Source organism: Rhodococcus yananensis, assembly GCF_020515525.1.
GTDB lineage: Bacteria > Actinomycetota > Actinomycetes > Mycobacteriales > Mycobacteriaceae > Rhodococcus > Rhodococcus yananensis.
In genome coordinates, this window is sequence record NZ_JAIYEP010000022.1 from 24,424 (window position 1) to 46,440 (window position 22,017).

Consider the following 22,017-nt stretch of genomic DNA (forward strand, 5'->3'; position numbering starts at 1 on the left):
AACGACGGTGGGTCGGGCGGGGGCGTCACGATTCAGCGGAACCGCGCGAGCAGTTCGTCGGCCTGAGCGCCGATGTCCCGGATCACGTCACCGGCCGGTCGTTCCGCGGTCACCAGTCCCGCGGCCTCACCCGCGTACACGACGCCGGTGTCCGGATCGTCCGCGGTGTACGCGTCGGCGAGGGTCTGCTCGTCGGCCCCGGCACCGTGCCACCGCTCGGTGAACGCGTTGGTGAGCGCGCGACCGCCCCACCGCTGCGGCCACGGTTGGTGCCGTGCCTTGTCGAAGACGTCCGTGTACACGGTGTCGGTGCTGCCCGCGTCGACGAGTCGCCCCCGCGCGTACGCGGGACCGACGGTCTCGGGGCTCGCCAGCAGAGCGGTTCCGACGAACGCGCCTTCACCGCCCGCGGCGAGCACTGCCGCCAGGCCCCGTCCGGAGGCGATCCCACCGGCCGCCAACACCGGCAGCGACGTCGACTCGAGGATCTCCTGCAGCAACGGCAACGTGCCGATCCGGCCCGTGTGCCCACCGGCCTCGTGCCCCTGCGCCACGACGGCATCCACTCCCGCCGCCTCGACGACCCGCAGGTCGTCGACCGTGTTGATCTGCGACAGCACGAGCGCACCGGCGGCGTGCGCGCGCTCCACGAACGGAGCAGGATCACCGAACGACAGCGTCACGACCCGCGGTTCCAGGGCGAGGACCGCGTCGAGCAACGCATCGTCGTCGTGCAGCGACCACGTCATCAGCCCGAACCCGAGGAGACCACCGCCGACCTCCCGCGCGGTACGCGCCTCGGTGTCGAGCCACTCCGCCGTGTTGTACCGCGCGGCACCGATCAGTCCGAGACCGCCGGCGCGGGTGACCTCCCCGGCGAGCGCTCCCCCGGCACGGCCTCCCATCGGAGCTCCCACCAGCGGCAACGTGATTCCGAGTTCTCGGGTGAGCCAGGTGTCGAGCACGGGAGATCCTTCCGATGGTCGTCGTTTCTTCGGTCCGGCTACTTCTTGGGTTTGTCGGCCGACGCCTCCGACGACAGGGCGGCGACGAAGGCCTCCTGCGGCACGTCGACACGTCCGATCGTCTTCATGCGCTTCTTGCCTTCCTTCTGCTTCTCGAGCAGTTTGCGCTTGCGGCTGATGTCGCCGCCGTAGCACTTGGCGAGCACATCCTTGCGGATCGCTCGGATGTTCTCTCGCGCAATGATCTTCGACCCGATCGCTGCCTGCACCGGCACCTCGAACTGCTGGCGCGGGATCAGTTCCTTGAGCTTGGTGGTCATCTTGTTGCCGTATGCGGCCGCGGCATCCTTGTGCACGATCGCACTGAACGCGTCCACGGCCTCACCCTGCAGCAGGATGTCGACCTTGACCAGGTCCGCGAGTTGCTCACCGGCCTCCTCGTAGTCGAGGCTCGCGTAACCGCGCGTACGGGACTTGAGCGAGTCGAAGAAGTCGAAGATGATCTCGGCGAGCGGCAGTGTGTAGCGCAGTTCGACGCGGGTCTCCGAGAGGTAGTCCATGCCGCCGAGCTCTCCACGGCGCGACTGGCACAGTTCCATGATCGAGCCGATGAACTCGCTGGGCGCGATGACCGTGCACTTGACGATCGGCTCGTAGATCTCACGCATCTTGCCCTCCGGCCAATCGGAGGGGTTGGTGACGATCTGTTCGTGCCCGCCCTCGGTGATCACCCGGTACACCACGTTCGGGGACGTCGAGATCAGGCCCAGACCGAATTCCCGTTCGAGACGCTCGCGGGTGATCTCCATGTGCAGCAGACCGAGGAAGCCGCATCGGAAACCGAATCCGAGCGCCACCGACGTCTCCGGCTCGTAGGTCAGCGCTGCGTCGTTGAGCTGCAGCTTGTCGAGGGCTTCGCGCAGATCGGGGTAATCGGACCCGTCGACCGGGTACAACCCCGAGTACACCATCGGGCGGGGTTCGCGGTATCCCGTCAACGGGTCGGTGGCACCGTCGCGGGCGGTGGTCACCGTGTCGCCGACCTTCGACTGGCGGACGTCCTTCACCCCGGTGATCAGGTAGCCGACCTCACCGACACCCAGTCCCCTGGTGGCCTTGGGTTCGGGTGAGACGATCCCGACCTCGAGCAGTTCGTGGGTGGCACCCGTCGACATCATCTTGATCTTCTCGCGGGGGACGATCTTCCCGTCGACCACGCGAACATAGGTGACGACTCCGCGGTAGGTGTCGTAGACCGAGTCGAAGATCATTGCGCGCGCCGGGGCGTCCGGATCGCCGACGGGGGCCGGGATCTGCCGGATCACCTCGTCGATCAGCTCCGCGACGCCCTCGCCCGTCTTGCCGGACACCCGTAGCACGTCTTCCGGTTCGCAACCGATGATGTGCGCGATCTCGGACGCATAGCGGTCGGGGTCGGCGGCCGGCAGGTCGATCTTGTTCAGGACCGGGATGATCGTGAGGTCCTTGTCGAGAGCCAGATACAGGTTCGCGAGGGTCTGCGCCTCGATTCCCTGGGCGGCGTCGACGAGCAGGACGGCACCCTCACACGCCTCGAGCGCGCGGGACACCTCGTAGGTGAAGTCGACGTGCCCGGGCGTGTCGATCAGGTGCATCACGTAGTCCTCGCCGTCGAGCTTCCACGGCAATCTCACGTTCTGCGCCTTGATGGTGATGCCGCGTTCCCGCTCGATGTCCATGCGGTCGAGGTACTGCGCGCGCATCTGCCGTTCCTCGACGACACCGGTGAGCTGCAGCATGCGATCGGCCAACGTCGACTTGCCGTGGTCGATGTGCGCGATGATGCAGAAGTTCCGGATCTTCGACGGGTCCGTGAACGTGGTGTCGGCGAAGGTGGTGATGTCGTGCTCCTGACTCGGGCCGGCGGCGGCCCTGCAGGCCGCGGTCACCCCTGCAGAATATCCAAGACGCGCGGTGCCCGGACGATCGGCCACGACACACGCCGCTAAGCTCGTCGCCCGTGGCGGGTAAGTGGATGAAGTTGGGCAAGGAACTCGGACGTCTCGCGGTCGCGCGCGGACCGCAGCTGTACCGGCAACTCCAGCGGTCCGGTGTGATCGATCGGGCGATCGGCGCGGTGTCGAGCGCATCGGGGAAGGATGCTCCGTCGACACCGTCCGCGCCCGCATCACCGAAACCCGGCCCGATGCCGGGACGCCCCGTCGCGTCGCGGACGATGCCCACCGCGCAGCGAGCCCGACGGGTCGAGTACGCGCCCGATCTCGACGGGCAGGCCGATCCCGGCGAGATCGTGTGGACGTGGGTGGAGTACGAGGAGGATGCCACCCAGGGCAAGGACCGTCCCGTACTCGTCGTCGGCCGCGATCGGTCCACCCTGCTCGGGCTGATGCTGTCGTCGAACGGCGACCGCGACGGCCAACGCGACTGGGTGGGCATCGGCACCGGTGCGTGGGATTCGCAGGGGCGACCGTCGTGGATCCGCCTCGACCGCGTCCTCGACGTTCCGGAGGACGGCATCCGCCGTGAGGGCGCCGTCCTCGACCGGTCACGTTTCGACGACGTCGCCCGACGACTGCGGGACGACTACGGCTGGGCCTGACCCCGGCGTCCCGACCGAAGCGCACGATCCCGGCGCTTCGCCGGGTTCACGAGGTGCGGCCGGAGCCATCGCGGGGACCGATCCGCAGCACCGGTTTGGGGTTCGGTGGCCGTCGCTGGTATCGTCGGTCGTCGTGCCGTAGTGCACCCAGAGCTTTCATACCAGCTACCAGCAAGACGACAGGATTTTACGCGTGGCCAACATCAAGTCCCAGGTGAAGCGGATTCGCACCAACGAGCGCAACCGGCTCCGGAACCAGTCGGTGAAGTCCTCGCTGCGCACAGCGATCCGTTCGTTCCGCGAGGCCGCGGCCGCCGGCGACAAGGGCAAGGCCACCGAGCTCCTCGTCTCCACCAGCCGTCAGCTCGACAAGGCCGCCAGCAAGGGGATCATCCACCCCAACCAGGCCGCCAACAAGAAGTCGGCTCTCGCGAAGGTCGCCAACCAGCTCTGAGCGTGCCCGCGCGTTCACCCGGACGTCCCCGAATCGGTGAATGCGAGCACGTTCACCCGCGGTAGACGACGCAAGCTCTGCTGGACGAAGGCCGCCCCGTATCGGGGCGGCCTTCGTCTGTTCCGGTCGTCCATCCGAGCAAGCGAGTGTATCGTTCGCTCGAATCAATCGAGCGAACGATACACTCGCTCGGGCCGGCCGGAGGCCGGCGGGTCAGCGGGCGAGTTCGGCGACGGTCCGCACCGCGCGTTCGAGGGCGTAACCCGCGTCGGCTGCGCCACCTTTGACCTCGAAGTTGAGTGTCGCGACGATCTGCAGCGCGTCGGCGATCGACGACGGGGTCCATCGTCGCGCCTGCCCCTGCGCCTTACGGACCTTCCACGGCGGCATCCCGAGCCCCGAAGCGAGAGCGTTCGGGTCTCCCCCACCCGCGGAACCGACCTTCGCGATCGTGTGCACCGCATCGGCGAGTGCATCGGCCAGCACGACGTGCGCGACACCGCGATGGGTCGCCCACTGCAGGGCCTCGAGGGCGCCCGGCACGTCACCGGCCACCGCGGCGTCCGCGATGTCGAAGCCGTTCACCTCGGCCTTGCCCGAGTAGTACCGCCGCACCGCGGCCGCGTCGATCCTGCCTCCGGTGTCGGCGACGAGTTGGCTGCACGCCGCGGCGAGTTCCCGCAGATCCGACCCGACGGCCTCGATGAGTTGTTGTTCGACGGGTCCGGACACCCGGACGTCCGCCGCGGCGAACTCGCCGTGCACGAAACGCCGGATCCACTCGACGCGATCCCGCGCGGACTTCGACGACGGACCCTGACAATCGTGTTCGGCGGCGCCGACCTTACGCAACGCACCGACCATCGCCTTGGCCCGACCCCCACCGCTGTGCAGGACGACGAGCGTGACCCCGTCCGGCGGCGCGGACGCCGCGTCGAGGATCACCGACACGGCGTCCTTGCCGGCCTCCGCCGCCGATTCGAGGATCACCACGCGGTCCTCCGCGAACAGTGACGGGCTCAGCAGTTCCGCGAGTTCCGCGACGCTCGCGTCCCCGGCCCGCAGCCGCGACACCGGCAGATCGTTGCCGGCGCCGCTGCGGGAACGGATGTCGGTGACGATCCGCGCGACCGCCCGGTCGATCAGAAGGTCTTCGTCTCCCAGCACGAGGTGCAGACCGGTGTCGCTCATCGCTCGATCGTGCCACGCCGCGCCGACACGGCGGTCAGCGGTCGGTGACGACGGCCAACGCGCCGCCGCCCGAGCGGACCACCGCGACATCCCCGTCGACGTCCGTCCTGAGCACACGCACCCCCAAACCGTCCAGCGCGGCCACGACGTCGGGGTGCGGATGCCCGTACGGGTTGTCGGCGCCGACGCTGATCACCGCGACCCTCGGTCCGACGGCCGTGACGAATCGCTCCGGGGTCGTCCGGGATCCGTGATGCGGGACGACGAGCACGTCGGCGCGCACATCGACACCGCTGCGCAGTAGCGCGTCGAGCCCGGGGGCCTCGGCGTCGCCCGCCACCAGAACCGTACCCACCACGGTGTCCGCGAGCACGATCAGCGACCCGTCGTTCTCGGTCGTCACCCACGTCGATTCCGGTGGACCGATCACCCGCAGCGTCGACCGCCCGGCGGCGATCACGTCCCCCGCACGTGCCTCCCGGACCGGGACACCCGACCCGGCGGCGGGATCGAGCGGCGCCGTCCCGCCCGCCGACGCGGCGGCACCCACGACGATCTCACCGACGTTCCGTCCGCGAAGGACGTCGGCGAGACCTCCCGCATGGTCGGCGTGGAGGTGGGTCAGTACCACGTGGGGCACCTCCCCGATCCCCAACCGCCGCAGGCACCGATCGACGGACCGCTCCTCGGTTCCGGTGTCGACGACCACCGCTCGGCCCGCCCCGGCGGAGAACACCAATGCGTCCCCCTGACCGACGTCGCAGGCCACCAGCACCCATTCCGGACCGGGCCAACTCGGCAGCACCGCGCGTACCGTCAGCCACACGACCAACCCCACCGCGGCGACGATCGCGCCGAACCGTCGCGCACCGGCGGACCGGGTCACCCACCACCCTGCGACCGTCACGGCATGCACCAGCGACGCCCCCGGAACTCCCTGCGGCACGGATACTTCCGCGGACGGCAGATCGGCTGCACGGTCGGCGACGGTGAGCATCCACCACAGCATCGGTGCCGCACCACGCGCCGCGATCTCCGCCGCGGCGGGCCACACCGCGGCGAGCACGCTCACGAACGAGCCGAGTACGGCCAGTGGCGCGACGACCGGGGCGACGAGGATGTTCGCCGCGACCGCGACGAGGCTGACGGTGCCGGTCGCGGCCGCAATGACGGGCGCGGTGACGACGTACGCCGCGAGGGACATCGCGCACGTTTCGGCGACCGCGCGCGGCCACCGTCGGGCCCGTAGTCGTTGCACCCACACCGGGGCGACGACCACCAGCGCACCCGTCGCGACGACCGACAGCGCGAACCCCACGTCGGCCGCGAGATCCGGCCAGATCAGCAGCAGCACACCGACCGAGGCGGCGAGCGCCGGCAGCGCCGCGCGTTCCCTCCCCGCGACGAGCGCGAGCAGGGCCACCGAACCCATCGCGGCGGCGCGGACCACGCTCGGGGTCGGTCGCACCACGATCACGAAGGCGACGAGCGCGATCGCGGCGAGCACGGCGCCGGTTCTCGGGCCGACCCCCGCACCGCGCACCAGGAGAAGAACCGCGCCCAGGACGATGCTCACGTTGGCACCGGATACGGCCGTCAGGTGGGCCAGTCCCGCCACCCGGAAATCCTCGCGGACGTCGTCGGCGAGACCGCGGGTGTCACCGACGACGAGCCCGGGCAGCAGTCCGGCGGCGGCGGGTGTCAACGCGGACGCGCACGCGGCGGCGAAGCGGTCGCGGATCGTTCCGGCCCAGCGTTGCCACGGTGGAGGATCCGCGATCGCGCGGGGTGCACCCTCGACGCGCAGGATCGCGACGTCGGTTCCGGATCCGGATGCGGGATGCACTCGCGCGCGCATCGTGATCTGTTGGCCGGGAAGAAGTTCCGACCAACCTTCGGCGGGCGCGAAGACGACGGCGCGACCACCGACCGACATCGATTCCGGGCCTCGACTCACATGGTGGAGCGCGACGGGTAGCCGCACTCGCGGTGCTCCGTCGAAACCGCTGCGGACCGGCCGTGGGTCGTCGGTGGGTGCCGCGACGACGGTGACCCGCGTTCCCGCCTCCCATTCCGCGAGCGGGTGGGTCTGCGCGGACCACATCCGGATCGTGATCGCACCGGAGAATCCGGCGGCGACGACGAGCACGACGAGTCCGACTCGCACGTGCCGGTCGACGGGGATCCGGAATCCCAGTGCGAGGAGGGCGATTCCGGTGACGGACACGCCAAGCGTCAGGGTGACCGCCGGGCCCGTCCACAATCCCGCCAGCGTCACCGCCCACGCCGCGAACGCTGCGGGTAGGAGCCGGGCATCGAGTTGTGGTGCGGGACCGGCACTCACACCGTCACCAGTTCGCGGAGCCGCGCGAGGCGGGCCGGACCGATGCCGTCCACCTCGGCGAGTTGGTCGACGTGCGTGAAGGGCCCGTTGACCCGCCGCCATTCGACGATGGCCGAGGCCGTGACGGGGCCGACGCCGGGCAGTGCATCGAGATCGGCTTCGTCGCACGTGTTCAGGTTCAGCGGCGACCGCGGATCCGGCTCGGAGCCCCCGGCACCCGGATCGGTTCCGGAGTCTCCCGACACCCCGCTCTCCGGCGGCTCGGGTTCCGGTGCGACGACTCCGACCACGATCTGGTCGCCGTCCGCGACCCGTCGGGCGAGGTTGAGGCCGAGCAGGTCTGCACCATCGAGGGTGCCCCCGGCGGCGTCGAGGGCATCGGCAACCCTCGATCCCGGTGGCAGGTGCACCAATCCCGGTCGTGCGACGAGCCCTACGACGCTGACGACGAGTTCGGCGACGACGGACGGCGCCGCACCGGGAACGGCTGCCGCGTCCGATGCGGCGCCACCGGGCAGCGCGTCCCGCGACGGCACATCCTGCTGCGCGACATCGACCGTCGCGATCGACGGCAACGGCGGCACCGGATCGGGCACGGCACGCTCGCGCCACGCGACGACGGCAGCGACGAGCGCCGCGGTGCAGGCCACCGCGGCCACCGCGGCCATCCCGCGCCGTCCGACATCCCATCGGGCCGCGGCGAGCCGCTCGGAAACGCCGATCCGGCGCGCGCCACCGCCGTGTTCGTCGTCGTCCTCCGTCGGGTCCGTGGCCCACACGTCCGGTTCGTCGCGCCGGATCTCTCGACCCCCGTGGGCGATCGCGTCGAGCCGCGTCCTCGCGAGGTCCTCGTGGTCGCTGCGCATGCGGTGACGGTAGCCTCGCCGATCGGCGCAGAACCGTGTTCGTCCCGCCGGACCGCCTACCTGTGGATGAATCGGGGGGTTGTGGACAACTCGCCGTTCGGCGCGGGTCTCCAGCACTCCCGCGGGCCGCGGGTTCGCCGGACACGGACGGTCAGCGTCGCGACACGACCACCCCGACGGCGCCCGGTCCGACGTGCGCGCCGAGCACGTCGTCGAGTTCCGACACGGTGGGGGCGGCGGCGTCCGGGAGACGTTCGGCGATGCGGTCGGCGAGTTCCCGTGCCCGTTCCGGGGCCCGCCGATGGTGCACCGCGATGAGCGCGGAGTCGCCTGCCTCGGCGACGACACCGTCGACGAGTTTGGCCATCGCCTTGGTCATGGTGCGTGTCTTCTCGCGCAGCGCCAGCTTTCCGTCCACGAGATGCAACACCGGTTTCATCGACAACGCGGTTCCGAGAAGTGCTGCGGCGGTGCCGATCCGACCTCCGCGACGCAGATGGTCGAGTCGGTCGACCACGAGCAGTGTCCGCGCGGACTCCGCCACCTCGACGGCCCGCTCGTACACCCCGTCGAGGTCGGTCCCGCCGCGGGCTGCGCGGGCCGCCTCGAGCGCGGCGAACCCGAGCCCCATCGCGGTGTTCCGCGAATCGACGAGCCGCACCCTACCGCCGAACGCTTCCGCCGCGTTCTTCGCGGCCCCCCACGTTCCGGACAGCAGCCTCGACAGGTGCACCGCGACGACCCCGTCGCCGCCGCTGTCGTCGAGCGCAGTCGAGTAGATCTCCTCGAGTTCCGCGAGGGACGGCCCGGACGTCGTGACTCCCGCGAGGTCCTCCGGTAATTCGTCGATGCCCTCCCGCAGGTCACGGCCGTCCACGATCACATGGAGCGGCACGATCCGGATGTCGAACGAGGTCGCCGTATCCGGGTCGAGACAGCACGAAGAATCGGTCACCACCACAACTGACACGTCGACTACCGTATGTCGTCCACTGCGGGACGCGCATCCCGACGGGCCATCCGAACCGTGTCGAGCATCGCCTCGGCGACCCGCCGATGCCCTTCCCACCCCCAGTGGATCCCGTCGGGGTTGGCCGCATCCGAGGCGATGTCCTCCCGAACGGCCTCTCCGAGATCGACGAGGGGCACGGACTTCTCGGTCGCCCACCGCGAGACGGCGCGGACGGCGGGAATCCGCCCGGCGTGCACCGACCGGTACTGCTCGCTGCGGTGCACCGACGGCAACGACGCGATCAGCGGCAGATCGGGGCGCATGTATGCCACGGAGTCCCGGATCGTCTCGAGGTACTCGACGCTCACCCTCGGAGGCAACGCGACGGGCCGTCCGAGCGGTGCCAGTCGCGGCTGCAGCCACCCGTAGGCGTTGCGCGCGACCCGGCGCAGCGCCGGCGGTCGCACGTAGCGCAGTCCTTCGCGCAGCGCCGTGGGCAGGGGTGACGGCAGGGTGTCCATCCCGCCGACGGCGAGGACGACGGCTCCCGCGCGGGGAATCGCCGCCCACACCCGCGGATCCTGCGTCATCGCCCACCATGCGTCGCGGGTGGTCCATCCGATCCGCGCGATCAGTTCGACGTCCCAACCGAGGGAGTCGGCGACGAGATTCGGCCAGATTCTCGGATCGTCAGCGGGCAGGCCACCTTTCGGCCCGTAGTAGCTGAGGGAGTCACCGATGACCAGCAGCGTGGGGCGGGGCTCCGACACCGCGCGCGGTTCAGAGGACGTCATCGGGTGACACCGTCGCCGAGGCGTTCCACACGTCGAGGCGCCACGTGGGATCGTCACCGTAGCCGCTGAGCCGCACCCACCCGGTGTTGCCGAGTCCGCCGAGGGCGGGCCACCGGTTCACGGGCAGGTCGAGCAGTGACGCGGTCAACGCGGCGATCAGACCGCCGTGGGCCACGAGGACCACCGGCCGGTCGGCCCACCGCTCCTGCTTGTCGAGCAGTTCCTCGACGACCGGGCGGCTGCGCCGCGCCACGTCGATGCGGCTCTCCCCACCCGGCGGTGCCCACTCGGCGTCCCCGCGCCATCGGGCGCGTGCCCCGGGTGCGCGGGCGTCGACCTCGGTGTGTGTCAGTCCCTGCCACTCACCGAGGTGCGTCTCCCGCAGGCGGGGGTCGATCTCGACGGGCAGCGACGCGCGATCACCGATCGCCACCGCCGTGTCGTAGGCCCGCCGGAGGTCGGACGACACGATCGAGATCGGCTCGAAGTCGGCGATGGTGTGCGCGATGGCAAGCGCCTGCCGCCGCCCGAGATCCGACAGGTCGGTGTCGAGTTGCCCCTGCATCCGTCGGGTCGCGTTGTAGCCGGTCTGTCCGTGCCGTAGCAGGATGAGGTGCCGCACGCGGACGGAGGCCGTCACAGGCCCTCCGCATCCCCGCCGGATGCGTCGGTGTCGGCAGCGGACCTCGGGGCTCCGATACCGTCGACGGTCACCGTGGGGCAGTCCTTCCACAACCGCTCGAGCGCGTAGAAGTGCCGTTCCTCCTCGTGCTGGATGTGTACGACGATGTCGACGTAGTCGAGGAGCGTCCACCGTCCTTCACGGGTACCTTCCCGCCTGGCCGGTTTGTGACCCGCGTCGCGGAGCTTCTCCTCGATGTTGTCGACGATCGCGTTGACCTGACGTTCGTTGGGTGCCGACGCGATGACGAAGCAGTCGGTGATCACGAGTTGCTCCGACACGTCGAGCACCACGACGTCGGTTGCCAGCTTCTCGTCGGCCGCGAGGGCCGCGATACGGGCCATCTCGATCGATTCTGCCGTTGCGCTCACTGGATGTTCTTCCTCTCGATGGTGGAACCGACGTCGGACGGGAAGTCGACGTAGAGATGACGCTTGCTGATGTACTGCACCACACCGTCGGGCACGAGGTACCACACCGGCCGGTTGTGACGCACCCGCGACCGGCAGTCGGTCGACGAGATCGCCAGTGCCGGGATCTCGACGAGGCTCACCGATTCCGGGGGCAGCCCCTCGAGATGCGGGGCGAGGTGTTCGACGTTCAGGTCATAGCCGGGTCGTGACACCCCGACGAACCGTGCGAGTTCGAAGAGGGTGGGCCAGTCCTGCCAGGACAGGATGGAGGCGAGGGCGTCGGCACCGGTGATGAAGTAGAGCTGCGCGTCCGGGTGTTGCGCGCGCAGGTCACGCAGCGTGTCGACGGTGTAGGTGACGGTGCGTCGGTCGATGTCGACCCGGCTGACGTGGAATCGGGGGTTGGAGGCGGTCGCGACGACCGTCATGAGGTAGCGGTCCTCGGCGGCGCTCACCTGCCGTCCGGCCTTCTGCCAGGGCTGGCCGGTCGGGACGAAGATCACCTCGTCCAGGCCGAAACGGTCGGCGACCTCGCTGGCCGCGACGAGGTGACCGTTGTGGATGGGATCGAACGTCCCACCCATGACACCCAGGCGTCGGATGGGCTCCGGGTTCCCGTCGGTTGGTCGATGCACGATTGTCCAGCTTACGGGTTCACACCGGCAGCAGCCCCGCCACCACCGCCGCGAGCTGTTCCGCGGAGCGGCATTCGTGCATGGTGACGACGTCGCCGTACACGAGAGCGGCCGAATCACCGGATCCCCACTGACCCCGCGGCTCGGGGTTGAGCCAGTGCGCGTGACGCGCCACCGCCACCATCTGTTCGAGGGAGCCGACGTCGGGGTTGCGGAAGTTGGTGCGTCCGTCGCCGAGGATCAGCAGCGAGCTGCGGGACGTGAGGCTGTGGGAGTGCTGCTCGACGAAGCTCGCGAACGCATTGCCGTAGTCGGAATGCCCGTCGTAGGTGATCAGCTCCGCCTCACGCAGCATCGTCGACATCGCCGCACCGAGTTCGGCACCGGCCGAGAAGTGGTGGGTCACCTCGTCGGTGGTGTCGATGAACGCGAACACCCGCACCCGCGAGAACTGCTCGCGCAGCGCATGCACGAGCAGCAGCGTGAAGTGGGAGAAACCGGCCACCGAGCCCGACACGTCGCACAGCACCACCAGTTCGGGGCGTGCCGGGCGCGGCTTGCGGTTCACGAGGTCGATCGGCACACCGCCGGTCGACATGGACCTGCGCAGGGTGCGTCGCAGGTCGATCGAGCCCGCCCGGGCCCGGCGTCGGCGCACGGCGAGACGACTGGCGAGCAGGCGCGCGAGTGGCTGCACACTGCGCCGCAGGGCCGTCAGCTCCGCGTCGGACGCACGCAGGAAGTCGACCTCCTCGGCGAGCTTGGGCACACCGTATCGTTCGACGCGCTCACGCCCCAGCTGCTCGGCGGAGCGACGCCGGGTCTCTCGTTCGACCATTGCGCGGAAGTCGGCGATGCGGCGGGCCGCGGTGCGGCGGGCGACCTCGGTGGCGTACGCGCCGCCGTCGTGGTCGTCGCGTGCCGCGTTGCCGAGCAGCCCTTCGAGGATGCGGGTGAGCAGGGTGTCCGGCGCGACCTCGCGGAGCGCCTGGTACGCCGAGAAGGACGGACCACCCGACGAGTTGTATCGGCCGAGTTCGTCGACGATCTGCGCGGTGAGCGCCTGCGCGGTGTCCAGGGCGTCCGGTGAGTCGTCGGCGAGCAGTTCGGCGAGCACGTCACGCAGAGCGTCGAGATCGACCTCGCCGTCGGGAGTGCGCGGCAGTGCGACGACCGGCCCCGCGTCGGCCCGCGTGCCGATCGCCGCGGGGAACCACAGGTCGAACAACGCATCGAAGGCCGGTCGGTGGGTGGGCCTGCGCAACAGGGTGCAGGCCAGTCCTTCCCGGAGGGCATCCCGGTCGAGGAGATCGATCACGGACATGACACGCCCCGCGTCGATCGTCTCGGACGGACCCACCGCGATCCCGCGGCGCCGCAACGACTCGACGAATCCGACGAGATGCCCGGGGATGCCGTGCGGCGCGAGCGGTGCACCGGCGTGCCCGGCGGGATGCACGGCACCCATGTCAGTTCAGCCGCAGTTCGGACGCGGCCCGCACCTGGTCGGAGCGGTGTTTGAGGACCACCCCCAAGGTGGTGCGCACGGCGGTGTCGTCGAGCGTGTCCATGCCGAGCGCGAGCAGTGTCCGACCCCAGTCGATCGTCTCCGCGACCGACGGCACCTTCTTGAGCTGCATGTCCCGCAGCACCCCCACCGTGCGCACGAGTTGGTCGGCGAGCGCGGACGGCAGCTCCGGCACGCGGCTCGCGAGGATGCGGCGTTCGAGGTCGGCGTCGGGGAAGTCCAGGTGCAGGAACAGGCACCGTCGTTTCAGTGCCTCGGAGAGCTCGCGGGTCGCGTTGGAGGTGAGGACCGCGAACGGTGCGCGGGTGGCGCGGATCGTGCCGAGTTCGGGCACGGTGACCGCGAAATCGCTGAGCACCTCGAGGAGAAGACCCTCGATCTCGACATCCGCCTTGTCCACCTCGTCGACGAGCAGCACCGTCGGGTCGTCGCGGCGGATCGCGGTGAGCAGCGGACGCGGCAGGAGGAATTCCTCGGAGAAGACGTCCTCGCGGGTGGTGTCCCACGAGTCGCCCGCCGCGGCACTCGCCCCCGCCGCCTGGATCCGCAGGATCTGCTTGGCGTGGTTCCACTCGTACAGGGCCCGCGCTTCGTCGACGCCTTCGTAACACTGCAGGCGGACCAGTTCGGCACCGGCCGTCTGCGCCACCGCACGCGCCAGTTCCGTCTTCCCGACCCCGGCCGGTCCCTCGATCAGCAGCGGCTTGCCGAGGCGGTCCGCCAGGAACACGGCGGTCGCGGTGGCCTTGTCGGCGAGGTAGCCGGTCTCGGCGAGACGGGCCACGACGTCGTCGACGTCCGCGAAGATCGGCGGGGTGGTCGGCAACGCACGATCCACGCTCGGTCCTTTCGTCGTCGGGTGGGGCTACCCCACCCGGTCGGGTCAGGCGGGACGGGTGTGTCCGTCGCCCCAGACGATCCACTTGGTGGAGGTCAGTTCCGGCAGCCCCATCGGCCCCCGGGCGTGCAGCTTCTGTGTGGAGATGCCGATCTCGGCACCGAATCCGAACTGTTCCCCGTCCGTGAACGCGGTCGAGGCGTTCACCATCACCGCGGCCGCGTCGACACGCGCGGTGAACTCGCGGGCCGCCGCGAGATCCGCCGTGACGATGGCCTCGGTGTGTCCGGTGCCGTAGCGATCGATGTGTTCGACCGCCGCATTCAGGTCGTCGACGACGGCCAGCGCGACGTCGAGCGTCAGATACTCCTCGGCCCAATCCGACTCGGTGGCCGGGACGAGCCCGGGGAGGTCACCGTGCACGGTGACGCTGTGTGTCTGGAGCACCTGCAGCAGGTGCGGCACCGCAGTGTCGGCGATCGCCTTGTCGACGAGGATCGTCTCGGCCGTGTTGCACACGCTGGGTCGTCGGGTCTTCGCGTTGACGACGATCTTCTCGGCGGTCGCGAGGTCCGCCGCCGCGTGGACGTACACGTGGCAGTTGCCCACACCCGTCTCGATGGTGGGGACGGTCGCGTCGCGTACCACCGCCGAGATCAGCCCGGCGCCACCGCGCGGGATGACGACGTCGACGAGGCCCCGTGCCTGGATCAGATGGGTCACCGATGACCGGTCGGCGCTGGGCAGCAGCTGCACGGCGTCCGTCGGCAGCCCCTGCTCGGCGAGCGCCCCGCGCAGCGCCTCGACGAGTGCCGCGTTGGAGTTCGCCGCCGACGACGAGCCGCGCAGCAGCGCTGCGTTGCCGGACTTCAACGCGAGACCGAACGCGTCGACCGTGACGTTGGGCCGGGCCTCGTACACCATGCCGACGACGCCGAGCGGCACCCTGAGCTGACGCAGTTCCAGGCCGTTCGGCAGGGTGGATCCGCGCACGACCTCTCCGATCGGGTCGGGCAGTCCTGCGACCTGACGCAGACCGGATGCGATGCCCTCGATGCGGTCCGTGGTCAACCGGAGCCGGTCGATCAGGGATTCGTCGGTGCCGGCGGCGCGCGCGGCCTCCACGTCCGCGTCGTTGGCCGCGAGGACGGCGTCGGTCGCCGCGAGGACCGCATCAGCGGCCGCGTGCAACGCGGCGTCCTTCTGCGCGGTGGTCAGCAGCGCCAACCGACGGGATGCGACGCGCGCGCGCCGCGCGGCGGCGTGCACCTCTGCGCGGGTGTCGGATGCGGCTCCGGCGCCGGTGGCGGCGCCGGTCTCGGTGGAGTCGGGGGTCACGGCGGTCATTGCCCCAGCCTAGCCGGGGTGGCGGGTACACCGACAGGCAGCGGTCCGTGTCACGGTCCGGGGCCGGTTCCGGTGCGCGGGGTCAGCGCAGTCCGGTACCGCGCTGCAGCGCCGTCGCCACGAGAACCGAGACGAGTTCTCGGTAATCGATGCCGCTGGCCTCCCACATCCGCGGGTACATCGAGATGGAGGTGAATCCGGGCATCGTGTTGATCTCGTTGATGACCGGTCCGTCGTCGGTGACGAAGAAGTCGACCCGGGACAGGCCCTGACAGTCCAGCGCCCGGAAGGCCCGCACGGCGAGTTCCCGGATCTCGTCGGCGACGTCGTCGTCGATCTTCGCCGGCACGTCGAACTCGCACACGTCGTCGAGATATTTGGTGTCGAAGTCGTAGAACGCCGTGTCGTCGCCCGGGGACTCCGGCATGCGGATCTCTGCGACGACGCTGGCGCGCACGTCGCCGTCGGGGAACTCGAGCACACCGCACTCGACCTCGCGGCCGATCACGGCGGATTCGACGATGACCTTCGGATCGTGCCGGCGGGCCTCGGTCACCGCGGCGTCGAAGGAAGCCCAGTCGGCGACGCGGCTGACACCGATCGACGACCCACCGCGGGCCGGTTTGACGAACACGGGCAGCCCGAGTTGCCGTCGCTGCTCGTCGGTGACGGTGGCGACGCCGGGGCGGAGTACCACCTGGAATCCGACGGGCAGACCTTCGGCGGCGAGGAGCTTCTTGGTGAACTCCTTGTCCATGCCCGCGGCGCTGGCGAGCACACCCGGTCCGACGTACGGGATGCCGGCGAGCTCGAGGAGCCCCTGGATGGTCCCGTCCTCACCGTAGGCACCGTGGAGAACCGGGAAGACGACGTCGACGGAGGCGAGGACCCTGCCGAACTCGCCCTCGTCGAGGGCCACGATGTCGCCGCTGCGGGTGGGATCCGCCGTGAGCACGAGCGCGGATCCGCTCGGGTCGACCGTGGGCAACTCGCGTCCCGCCCGGGCGAGGCGCTGGGGGTCGGTGTCGCCGAGGACCCACGAACCGTCGGGGGTGATCCCGATCGCCACGACCTCGTATTCCTCCGGGTCGAGGTTGCTCAGGATGCTGCCTGCCGAGACGCAGGACACGGAATGCTCGTTGCTGCGGCCGCCGAAGACGACGGCCACCCGGGTGCGGGACTCACTCACGGCACAAACCGTACCGGTACCGGTGGTGGCGGGCCCAGCCGGTTTCCCGCGGACCCGACTCACACGGGTCCGCGATCGCCGTGAGGCCGGGCCGGAGACCTCCCGACGAGGCACCCGCAGCCCGGCCACCGCCGACGGGGTCGGTCACTCCGGCTTGATCCGCCGTCCCAGCAACAAACCGATCGCGTCGGGCACCGACATGCCCTCGTGACACACGCGGTGCACCGCGTCGGTCAGCGGCATCTCCACGTCGTAGGCGGCGGCCAGGGCACGCACCGACGTGCACGACTTGACACCCTCGGCGACCTGACCGTGTGTGGCCTCCTGGGCGCTCTGCAACGAGCCGCCGAGACCGAGCCGCTCACCGAAGGACCGGTTACGCGAGAGCGGCGACGTGCACGTGGCGACGAGGTCACCGACACCGGCCAGGCCCGCGAGAGTGGCGGGTTTGGCGCCGAGCGCGGTTCCGAGCCGGATGATCTCGGCCAGACCCCGCGTGATGATGGACGCGACCGTGTTCTCCCCCAACCCCACGCCCGACGCCATCCCGCACGCCAGCGCGATGACGTTCTTGCAGGCTCCCCCGATCTCGCACCCCACCACATCGGTGTTCGTGTACGGGCGGAAGTAGCCGGTGGCACAGGACTTCTGGATCTCCATGGCCCGGGCGGAGTCGGGGCACGCGATCACGGTGGCCGCCGGCTGACCGGCGGCGATCTCCCGCGCCAGATTGGGCCCCGACAACACCGCGATGCGGTTCTGGTCCACCTCGGCCACCTGCGCGATCACCTGACTCATCCGCAGCAGGGTCCCGCTCTCGATGCCCTTCGCCAGGCTGAGCAGCGTCACACCCGGATCGATGTCGTCCCGCCACCGCGTCAGGTTGGTGCGCAGCGTCTGCGACGGGACGGCGAGCACCACGAAATCCGCGCCGTCGAGCGCGACCCTGTGATCGGTCGTCGCCGACAGGGTCTCGGGCAGTTGCACACCCGGCAGATAGTCGGGGTTCTCGTGGGTCTCGGTGATCGCCCGCGCCATCTCCTCGCGGCGCGCCCAGATCGTGACGTCCGTTCCCGCCTCTGCCAGTACCTTCGCGAAGGCCGTTCCCCACGAACCGGCCCCCAGCATCGCCGCTCTCGTCACCGGCGTCCCCCTTCTCCGTACATCGTTTCGGTCCGTTCGTCCTGTCCCGTCTCCGCGCATCCCTCGGGTGCGCGTACTTCCCCAGTATCGCGCAGCGGCCCCGCTCGGACCTGCCGGCACCGTCGAGATGCCCTCGCGAGCCCGGTGCTGGCAGAATCGGCGCCCATGACCGCGGTGCACGTGCTCGTCCCCGTCAAGGGACTCCGCCTGGCGAAGACGCGGCTCGCGCACGCCCTCGAACCCGATCTGCGCGGCGACCTGGTCGTCGCGATGCTCGTCGACACCCTCGCCGCGGTCGGGGGCGTCGACGGCGCGATACCGACCGTCGTGACGTCCGATCCGGACGTCGCCGAGGTGGCGTCGGCGCACGGGGCACGGCTCCTCCCCGATCCGGCGGGCGCACCCGGCCCGGACGATCACGGGTCCGCCGCGCGGCTCAACGCGGCGCTCGGCGCCGCCGCGGCCACCGTCCGCGCCCGGGATCCCGGGACCGATCTGATCGCACTCCAGGCGGACCTTCCCGCGCTGCGTTCGACGGAGTTGGCGTCCGCGCTCGCCGAAGCGCGACGCGCAGGCCGCGCCATGGTGCCCGACCACGACGGCGACGGGACGACGGCCCTGTTGCACTGCACACCCGATACACCGCTGCGACCGGCCTTCGGCCCGGGTTCGGCGGCACGGCACGCCGCATCGGGCGCTCTCGTGCTCACCGGCGACCGGCCGGGGCTGCGTCACGATGTGGACACCGTCGACGATCTCGTGGCGGTCGCGCGGATCGGGGCGGGGGCCGCGACGTCGGCGATGCTCGCGCGGATCGGGTTCGTGTCGGCGTCGTGATCGCCACGGCACCGACAGGCCGCGGACCGTGATGGACCCTGCAACAATGGGGCGGTGACCCACGGCGACACCACCGACGCGCGCGTCGGATCCGATCAGTCAGGACCGTCCCCCACTGTGCTGCGACGTGGCCGCACCCCCGCGGCGCCGGCCGCTCCTCCCGCCGCGTCGGGTTCGTTCGAGCCCCGAGCGGACGGTCTACCCGTCGACCGGTATCTGAACCGGGAGTTGAGCTGGCTCGAGTTCAACGCGCGCGTGCTGGCCCTCGCCGAGGACACGTCCATTCCCCTGCTCGAACGCGCGAAGTTCCTGGCGATCTTCGCGTCGAATCTCGACGAGTTCTACATGGTGCGGGTCGCGGGGCTCAAGCGGCGCGCGGAGACCGGATTGTCGGTGCGGTCCGCCGACGGGCTGTCGCCGCGGGCGCAGCTGGCGTTGATCGCCTCGAGCACGCAGGAACTCGCCGGGCGTCACGCCCAGGTCTTCCTCGACTCGGTGATCCCGGCGCTCGCCGACGAGGGCATCTCGATCATCCGCTGGGCCGATCTCACCGAGGACGAGCACACCGATCTGACACGGTATTTCGCGGAGCAGATCTTCCCTGTCCTCACGCCTCTCGCCGTGGATCCCGCCCACCCGTTCCCGTACATCAGCGGATTGAGCCTCAATCTTGCTGTGACCGTGAAGGACTCCAATTCGTCCGGCGAGCATTTCGCTCGGGTCAAGGTCCCCGACAACGTCGACCGGTACGTGCGTGTCGAGCGCGGGGCCTCCACGTCGGGCATCCCGGCGTTCCTTCCGCTCGAGGAGCTCATCGCCGCTCACCTCGACGTGCTGTTCCCCGGCATGGTCGTCGTCGAGCATCACGCGTTCCGCGTCACCCGCAACGCCGACTTCGATGTCGAGGAGGACCGCGACGAGGACCTCCTGCAGGCCCTCGAACGTGAACTGGCGCGACGCCGGTTCGGATCTCCGGTGCGCCTCGAGGTGTCCGACGACATGACCGAGCACATGCTCGAACTGCTGTTGCGTGAGCTCGACGTCGATCCCGCCGACGTCGTGCAGCTGCCCGGGCTGCTCGACCTGTCGAGCCTGTGGCAGATCCACTCGGTGGAACGCCCCGACCTCAAGGACATCCCGTTCGTGCCGGCGACCCATCCGGCGTTCGGCGAACGGGAGACCCCGAAGAGCGTCTTCTCCGCCCTCCGCGAGAGCGATGTGCTCGTCCATCACCCGTACGAGTCGTTCTCGACGAGCGTGCAGCGGTTCATCGAGCAGGCCGCGGCGGACGATCAGGTGCTGGCGATCAAGCAGACCCTCTATCGCACGTCCGGTGATTCGCCCATCGTCAACGCCCTGATCGCCGCCGCCGAGGCCGGTAAACAGGTGGTGGCGCTCGTCGAGATCAAAGCCCGCTTCGACGAGCAGGCGAACATCAAGTGGGCGCGCGAACTCGAACAGGCCGGCGTCCACGTCGTCTACGGGCTCGTCGGACTCAAGACCCATTGCAAGACCGCGCTGGTCGTGCGACGTGAAGGTTCGACGATCCGGCGGTACTGCCACATCGGGACCGGAAACTACAATCCGAAGACGGCCCGCCTGTACGAGGACGTCGGCCTGCTGACGTGCTCACCGGAGATCGGCGCGGACCTGACGGATCTGTTCAACACCCTCACCGGGTATTCCCGGAAGGCCCACTACCGCAACCTGCTGGTGGCTCCGCACGGGGTCCGCAAGGGCATCATCGAGCGCATCGACCGCGAGATCGAGCACCACGAGAGCGGTAAGCCCACCGGGATCCGGCTCAAGGCCAACGCGCTCGTCGACGAGCAGGTGATCGACGCGCTCTACCGCGCGTCCCGCGCCGGTGTCCCGGTCGAGGTCGTCGTCCGCGGCATCTGTTCGCTCCGACCCGGTGTCCCCGGTCTGAGCGAGACCATCACGGTGCGCTCGATACTCGGCCGATTCCTGGAGCACTCCCGCATCCTCCACTTCCGCGGAGGGAACGAGTTCTGGATCGGCAGCGCCGACATGATGCACCGCAACCTCGACCGTCGTGTCGAGGTCATGGTGCAGGTGAAAGACCCCACACTGTGCGTGCAACTGGCCGGAATCTTCGATTCCGCGCTGGATCCGGCGACCCGCTGCTGGACCCTCGAGGCGGACGGCACCTGGACGGCCTCACCGGCACCGGGGGCGGTGGCCCGCGACCACCAGGTCGAGTTGATGCGCAGCCGCACATCGTGACGCGGGTCCTTGCAGTGCAATGCACAATGCTGTGACACGGGAGGCCCTGTGGGTGAGAGCGTGAACACCACCACCGACAATTCCATGCGAGCCAACATCTTCGCGGCCGGTGCCGTGTTGTGGCGCCCCGTCGGCGGCACCGACGACATCGAGATCGCCGTCGTGCACCGACCCCGGTACGACGACTGGTCGATGCCCAAGGGCAAACTCGACCCGGGCGAGACCGCCGTCGCGGCGGCGGTGCGCGAAATCGAGGAGGAAACGGGATTCGCGTCGACACTCGGCCGCTATCTCGGGAAGGTCACCTATCCGGTGGTGGGTCACCGCAAGCTCAAGCGGGTCGACTACTGGTCGGCCCGATGCGGTGACGGACGGTTCGTGCCGAACCACGAGGTCGACGAACTTCGTTGGCTTCGGCCGCGGGACGCGTTCGCGCAGTTGTCGTATCCGATGGACTGCACGGTGCTCCGCCGATTCCTCGCGCAGCCCGCCGACACCGACACCGTGCTGATCGTCCGGCATGCCAAGGCCGGAAGCCGGAAGAAGTACCGCGGTGACGATGCCGACCGCCCACTCGACCCGAAAGGTCGGGAGCAGGCGGACGCGCTCGTCGCCCAGCTGGGAGCGTTCGGCGCGGACACGGTCGTCTCCGCCGATCGTGTGCGCTGCATCCGCACCGTCGAACCCTTCGCGCAGAGCCGCGGAATCACCGTCGACGTCGATCCGGCGCTGTCGGAGGAGGCGTTCGCCGCCGACCCCGACCGGACACGCGCCCGAATCCTCGAGATCGCGAAGGCCGACGGCACACCGGCCGTCAGCAGCCAGGGAAAGGTGATTCCCGATCTGATCCGCTGGTGGGCCGACCGGGACGGCGTGCGGCTTCCTGCCGCGCGCAACAGGAAAGCGAGTATGTGGGTGCTGTCACTGCGCGACGGTCGGCTCGTCGCCGCCGATCACATCGACAGTCCACTCCCCGCCTCGAGGCCCTGAGCC

20 protein-coding genes are annotated in these 22,017 nt (G+C 69.9%); 5 read left to right on the forward strand and 15 right to left on the reverse strand.

The features are described from left to right. Positions 1–32 precede the first annotated feature (32 nt). Both LDQ05_RS07685 and lepA read right to left on the reverse strand, forming a co-directional pair. On the reverse strand, positions 33–965 hold the full coding sequence (locus LDQ05_RS07685) for an NAD(P)H-dependent flavin oxidoreductase (RefSeq protein ID WP_226436307.1): 933 nt from the start codon (positions 963–965) through the stop codon (positions 33–35). A gap of 38 nt (positions 966–1,003) precedes the next feature. After that, complete coding sequence (gene lepA / locus LDQ05_RS07690) at positions 1,004–2,893, reverse strand: translation elongation factor 4 (RefSeq protein WP_287217185.1); 1,890 nt, start codon at positions 2,891–2,893, stop codon at positions 1,004–1,006. Between the two features lie 71 nt (positions 2,894–2,964). Here lepA and LDQ05_RS07695 point away from each other — a divergent pair, with 71 nt between their 5' ends. After that, positions 2,965–3,564: a type II toxin-antitoxin system PemK/MazF family toxin gene (locus LDQ05_RS07695; RefSeq protein WP_226436308.1), complete on the forward strand. Its 600-nt coding sequence runs from the start codon at positions 2,965–2,967 to the stop codon at positions 3,562–3,564. Positions 3,565–3,757: 193 nt separating this feature from the next. Then, the gene (gene rpsT / locus LDQ05_RS07700) at positions 3,758–4,018 is read left to right on the forward strand and encodes a 30S ribosomal protein S20 (RefSeq protein WP_226436309.1); all 261 of its coding nucleotides are present in this window, start codon (positions 3,758–3,760) and stop codon (positions 4,016–4,018) included. Positions 4,019–4,231: 213 nt separating this feature from the next. Here rpsT and holA read toward each other — a convergent pair whose 3' ends face one another. From holA to LDQ05_RS07765, 13 genes are all read right to left on the reverse strand, one after another. Next, positions 4,232–5,209: a DNA polymerase III subunit delta gene (holA, locus tag LDQ05_RS07705; RefSeq protein WP_226436310.1), complete on the reverse strand. Its 978-nt coding sequence runs from the start codon at positions 5,207–5,209 to the stop codon at positions 4,232–4,234. Positions 5,210–5,243: 34 nt separating this feature from the next. Next, positions 5,244–7,553, reverse strand: a complete 2,310-nt coding sequence (locus tag LDQ05_RS07710; RefSeq protein WP_226436311.1) for a ComEC/Rec2 family competence protein — start codon at positions 7,551–7,553, stop codon at positions 5,244–5,246. Further along, entirely contained in the window at positions 7,550–8,419 is an 870-nt protein-coding gene (locus tag LDQ05_RS07715; RefSeq protein ID WP_226436312.1) for a ComEA family DNA-binding protein, read from the reverse strand. Before LDQ05_RS07715 ends, LDQ05_RS07710 begins: the two co-directional genes overlap by 4 nt. A 151-nt stretch (positions 8,420–8,570) precedes the next feature. Further along, positions 8,571–9,389 (reverse strand): DegV family protein, encoded by an 819-nt coding sequence (locus tag LDQ05_RS07720; RefSeq protein ID WP_226436313.1) that lies wholly within the window; start codon positions 9,387–9,389, stop codon positions 8,571–8,573. Positions 9,390–9,394: 5 nt separating this feature from the next. Further along, entirely contained in the window at positions 9,395–10,165 is a 771-nt protein-coding gene (gene octT / locus LDQ05_RS07725; RefSeq protein WP_226436314.1) for a diglucosylglycerate octanoyltransferase, read from the reverse strand. Further along, complete coding sequence (locus tag LDQ05_RS07730) at positions 10,152–10,805, reverse strand: histidine phosphatase family protein (RefSeq protein ID WP_226436315.1); 654 nt, start codon at positions 10,803–10,805, stop codon at positions 10,152–10,154. Before LDQ05_RS07730 ends, octT begins: the two co-directional genes overlap by 14 nt. Continuing rightward, entirely contained in the window at positions 10,802–11,218 is a 417-nt protein-coding gene (rsfS, locus tag LDQ05_RS07735) for a ribosome silencing factor (RefSeq protein WP_226436316.1), read from the reverse strand. Before rsfS ends, LDQ05_RS07730 begins: the two co-directional genes overlap by 4 nt. Beyond that, positions 11,215–11,895, reverse strand: a complete 681-nt coding sequence (gene nadD, locus LDQ05_RS07740) for a nicotinate-nucleotide adenylyltransferase (RefSeq protein WP_226436317.1) — start codon at positions 11,893–11,895, stop codon at positions 11,215–11,217. The genes rsfS and nadD overlap by 4 nt, the downstream gene beginning before the upstream one ends. Positions 11,896–11,914: 19 nt before the next feature. Beyond that, entirely contained in the window at positions 11,915–13,363 is a 1,449-nt protein-coding gene (locus tag LDQ05_RS07745) for a vWA domain-containing protein (RefSeq protein ID WP_226436318.1), read from the reverse strand. A 1-nt stretch (position 13,364) separates the two neighbouring features. Further along, positions 13,365–14,261 (reverse strand): AAA family ATPase, encoded by an 897-nt coding sequence (locus tag LDQ05_RS07750; protein WP_226436319.1) that lies wholly within the window; start codon positions 14,259–14,261, stop codon positions 13,365–13,367. Positions 14,262–14,306: 45 nt separating this feature from the next. Beyond that, a complete protein-coding gene (locus LDQ05_RS07755) occupies positions 14,307–15,608 on the reverse strand; it encodes a glutamate-5-semialdehyde dehydrogenase (protein ID WP_226436320.1) in 1,302 nt (433 codons plus the stop codon). 82 nt (positions 15,609–15,690) lie between these two features. Beyond that, positions 15,691–16,797 (reverse strand): D-alanine--D-alanine ligase family protein, encoded by a 1,107-nt coding sequence (locus LDQ05_RS07760; protein ID WP_226436321.1) that lies wholly within the window; start codon positions 16,795–16,797, stop codon positions 15,691–15,693. Positions 16,798–16,941: 144 nt separating this feature from the next. Beyond that, positions 16,942–17,940 (reverse strand): NAD(P)H-dependent glycerol-3-phosphate dehydrogenase, encoded by a 999-nt coding sequence (locus tag LDQ05_RS07765; RefSeq protein ID WP_226436322.1) that lies wholly within the window; start codon positions 17,938–17,940, stop codon positions 16,942–16,944. A 165-nt stretch (positions 17,941–18,105) separates the two neighbouring features. Between LDQ05_RS07765 and cofC the strand changes: the two genes are divergently transcribed. The 3 genes from cofC (at position 18,106) to LDQ05_RS07780 (ending at position 22,014) form a co-directional block, all read left to right on the forward strand. Beyond that, complete coding sequence (gene cofC, locus LDQ05_RS07770) at positions 18,106–18,777, forward strand: 2-phospho-L-lactate guanylyltransferase (RefSeq protein ID WP_226436323.1); 672 nt, start codon at positions 18,106–18,108, stop codon at positions 18,775–18,777. A 117-nt stretch (positions 18,778–18,894) separates the two neighbouring features. Next, positions 18,895–21,024 (forward strand): RNA degradosome polyphosphate kinase, encoded by a 2,130-nt coding sequence (locus LDQ05_RS07775; RefSeq protein WP_372461053.1) that lies wholly within the window; start codon positions 18,895–18,897, stop codon positions 21,022–21,024. A 60-nt stretch (positions 21,025–21,084) separates the two neighbouring features. Continuing rightward, the gene (locus tag LDQ05_RS07780; protein ID WP_226436325.1) at positions 21,085–22,014 is read left to right on the forward strand and encodes an NUDIX hydrolase; all 930 of its coding nucleotides are present in this window, start codon (positions 21,085–21,087) and stop codon (positions 22,012–22,014) included. The last annotated feature ends 3 nt before the right edge of the window (positions 22,015–22,017 follow it).

What these genes read in the sequence shown, in the direction of transcription:
- LDQ05_RS07715 (WP_226436312.1), bottom strand. Translation starts at nt 8,419, where the DNA reads ATGCGCAGCGACCACGAGGACCTCGCGAGGACGCGGCTCGACGCGATC.
- LDQ05_RS07755 (WP_226436320.1), bottom strand. Translation starts at nt 15,608, where the DNA reads ATGACCGCCGTGACCCCCGACTCCACCGAGACCGGCGCCGCCACCGGC.
- octT (WP_226436314.1), bottom strand. Translation starts at nt 10,165, where the DNA reads ATGACGTCCTCTGAACCGCGCGCGGTGTCGGAGCCCCGCCCCACGCTG.
- holA (WP_226436310.1), bottom strand. Translation starts at nt 5,209, where the DNA reads ATGAGCGACACCGGTCTGCACCTCGTGCTGGGAGACGAAGACCTTCTG.
- cofC (WP_226436323.1), top strand. Translation starts at nt 18,106, where the DNA reads ATGACCGCGGTGCACGTGCTCGTCCCCGTCAAGGGACTCCGCCTGGCG.
- LDQ05_RS07745 (WP_226436318.1), bottom strand. Translation starts at nt 13,363, where the DNA reads ATGGGTGCCGTGCATCCCGCCGGGCACGCCGGTGCACCGCTCGCGCCG.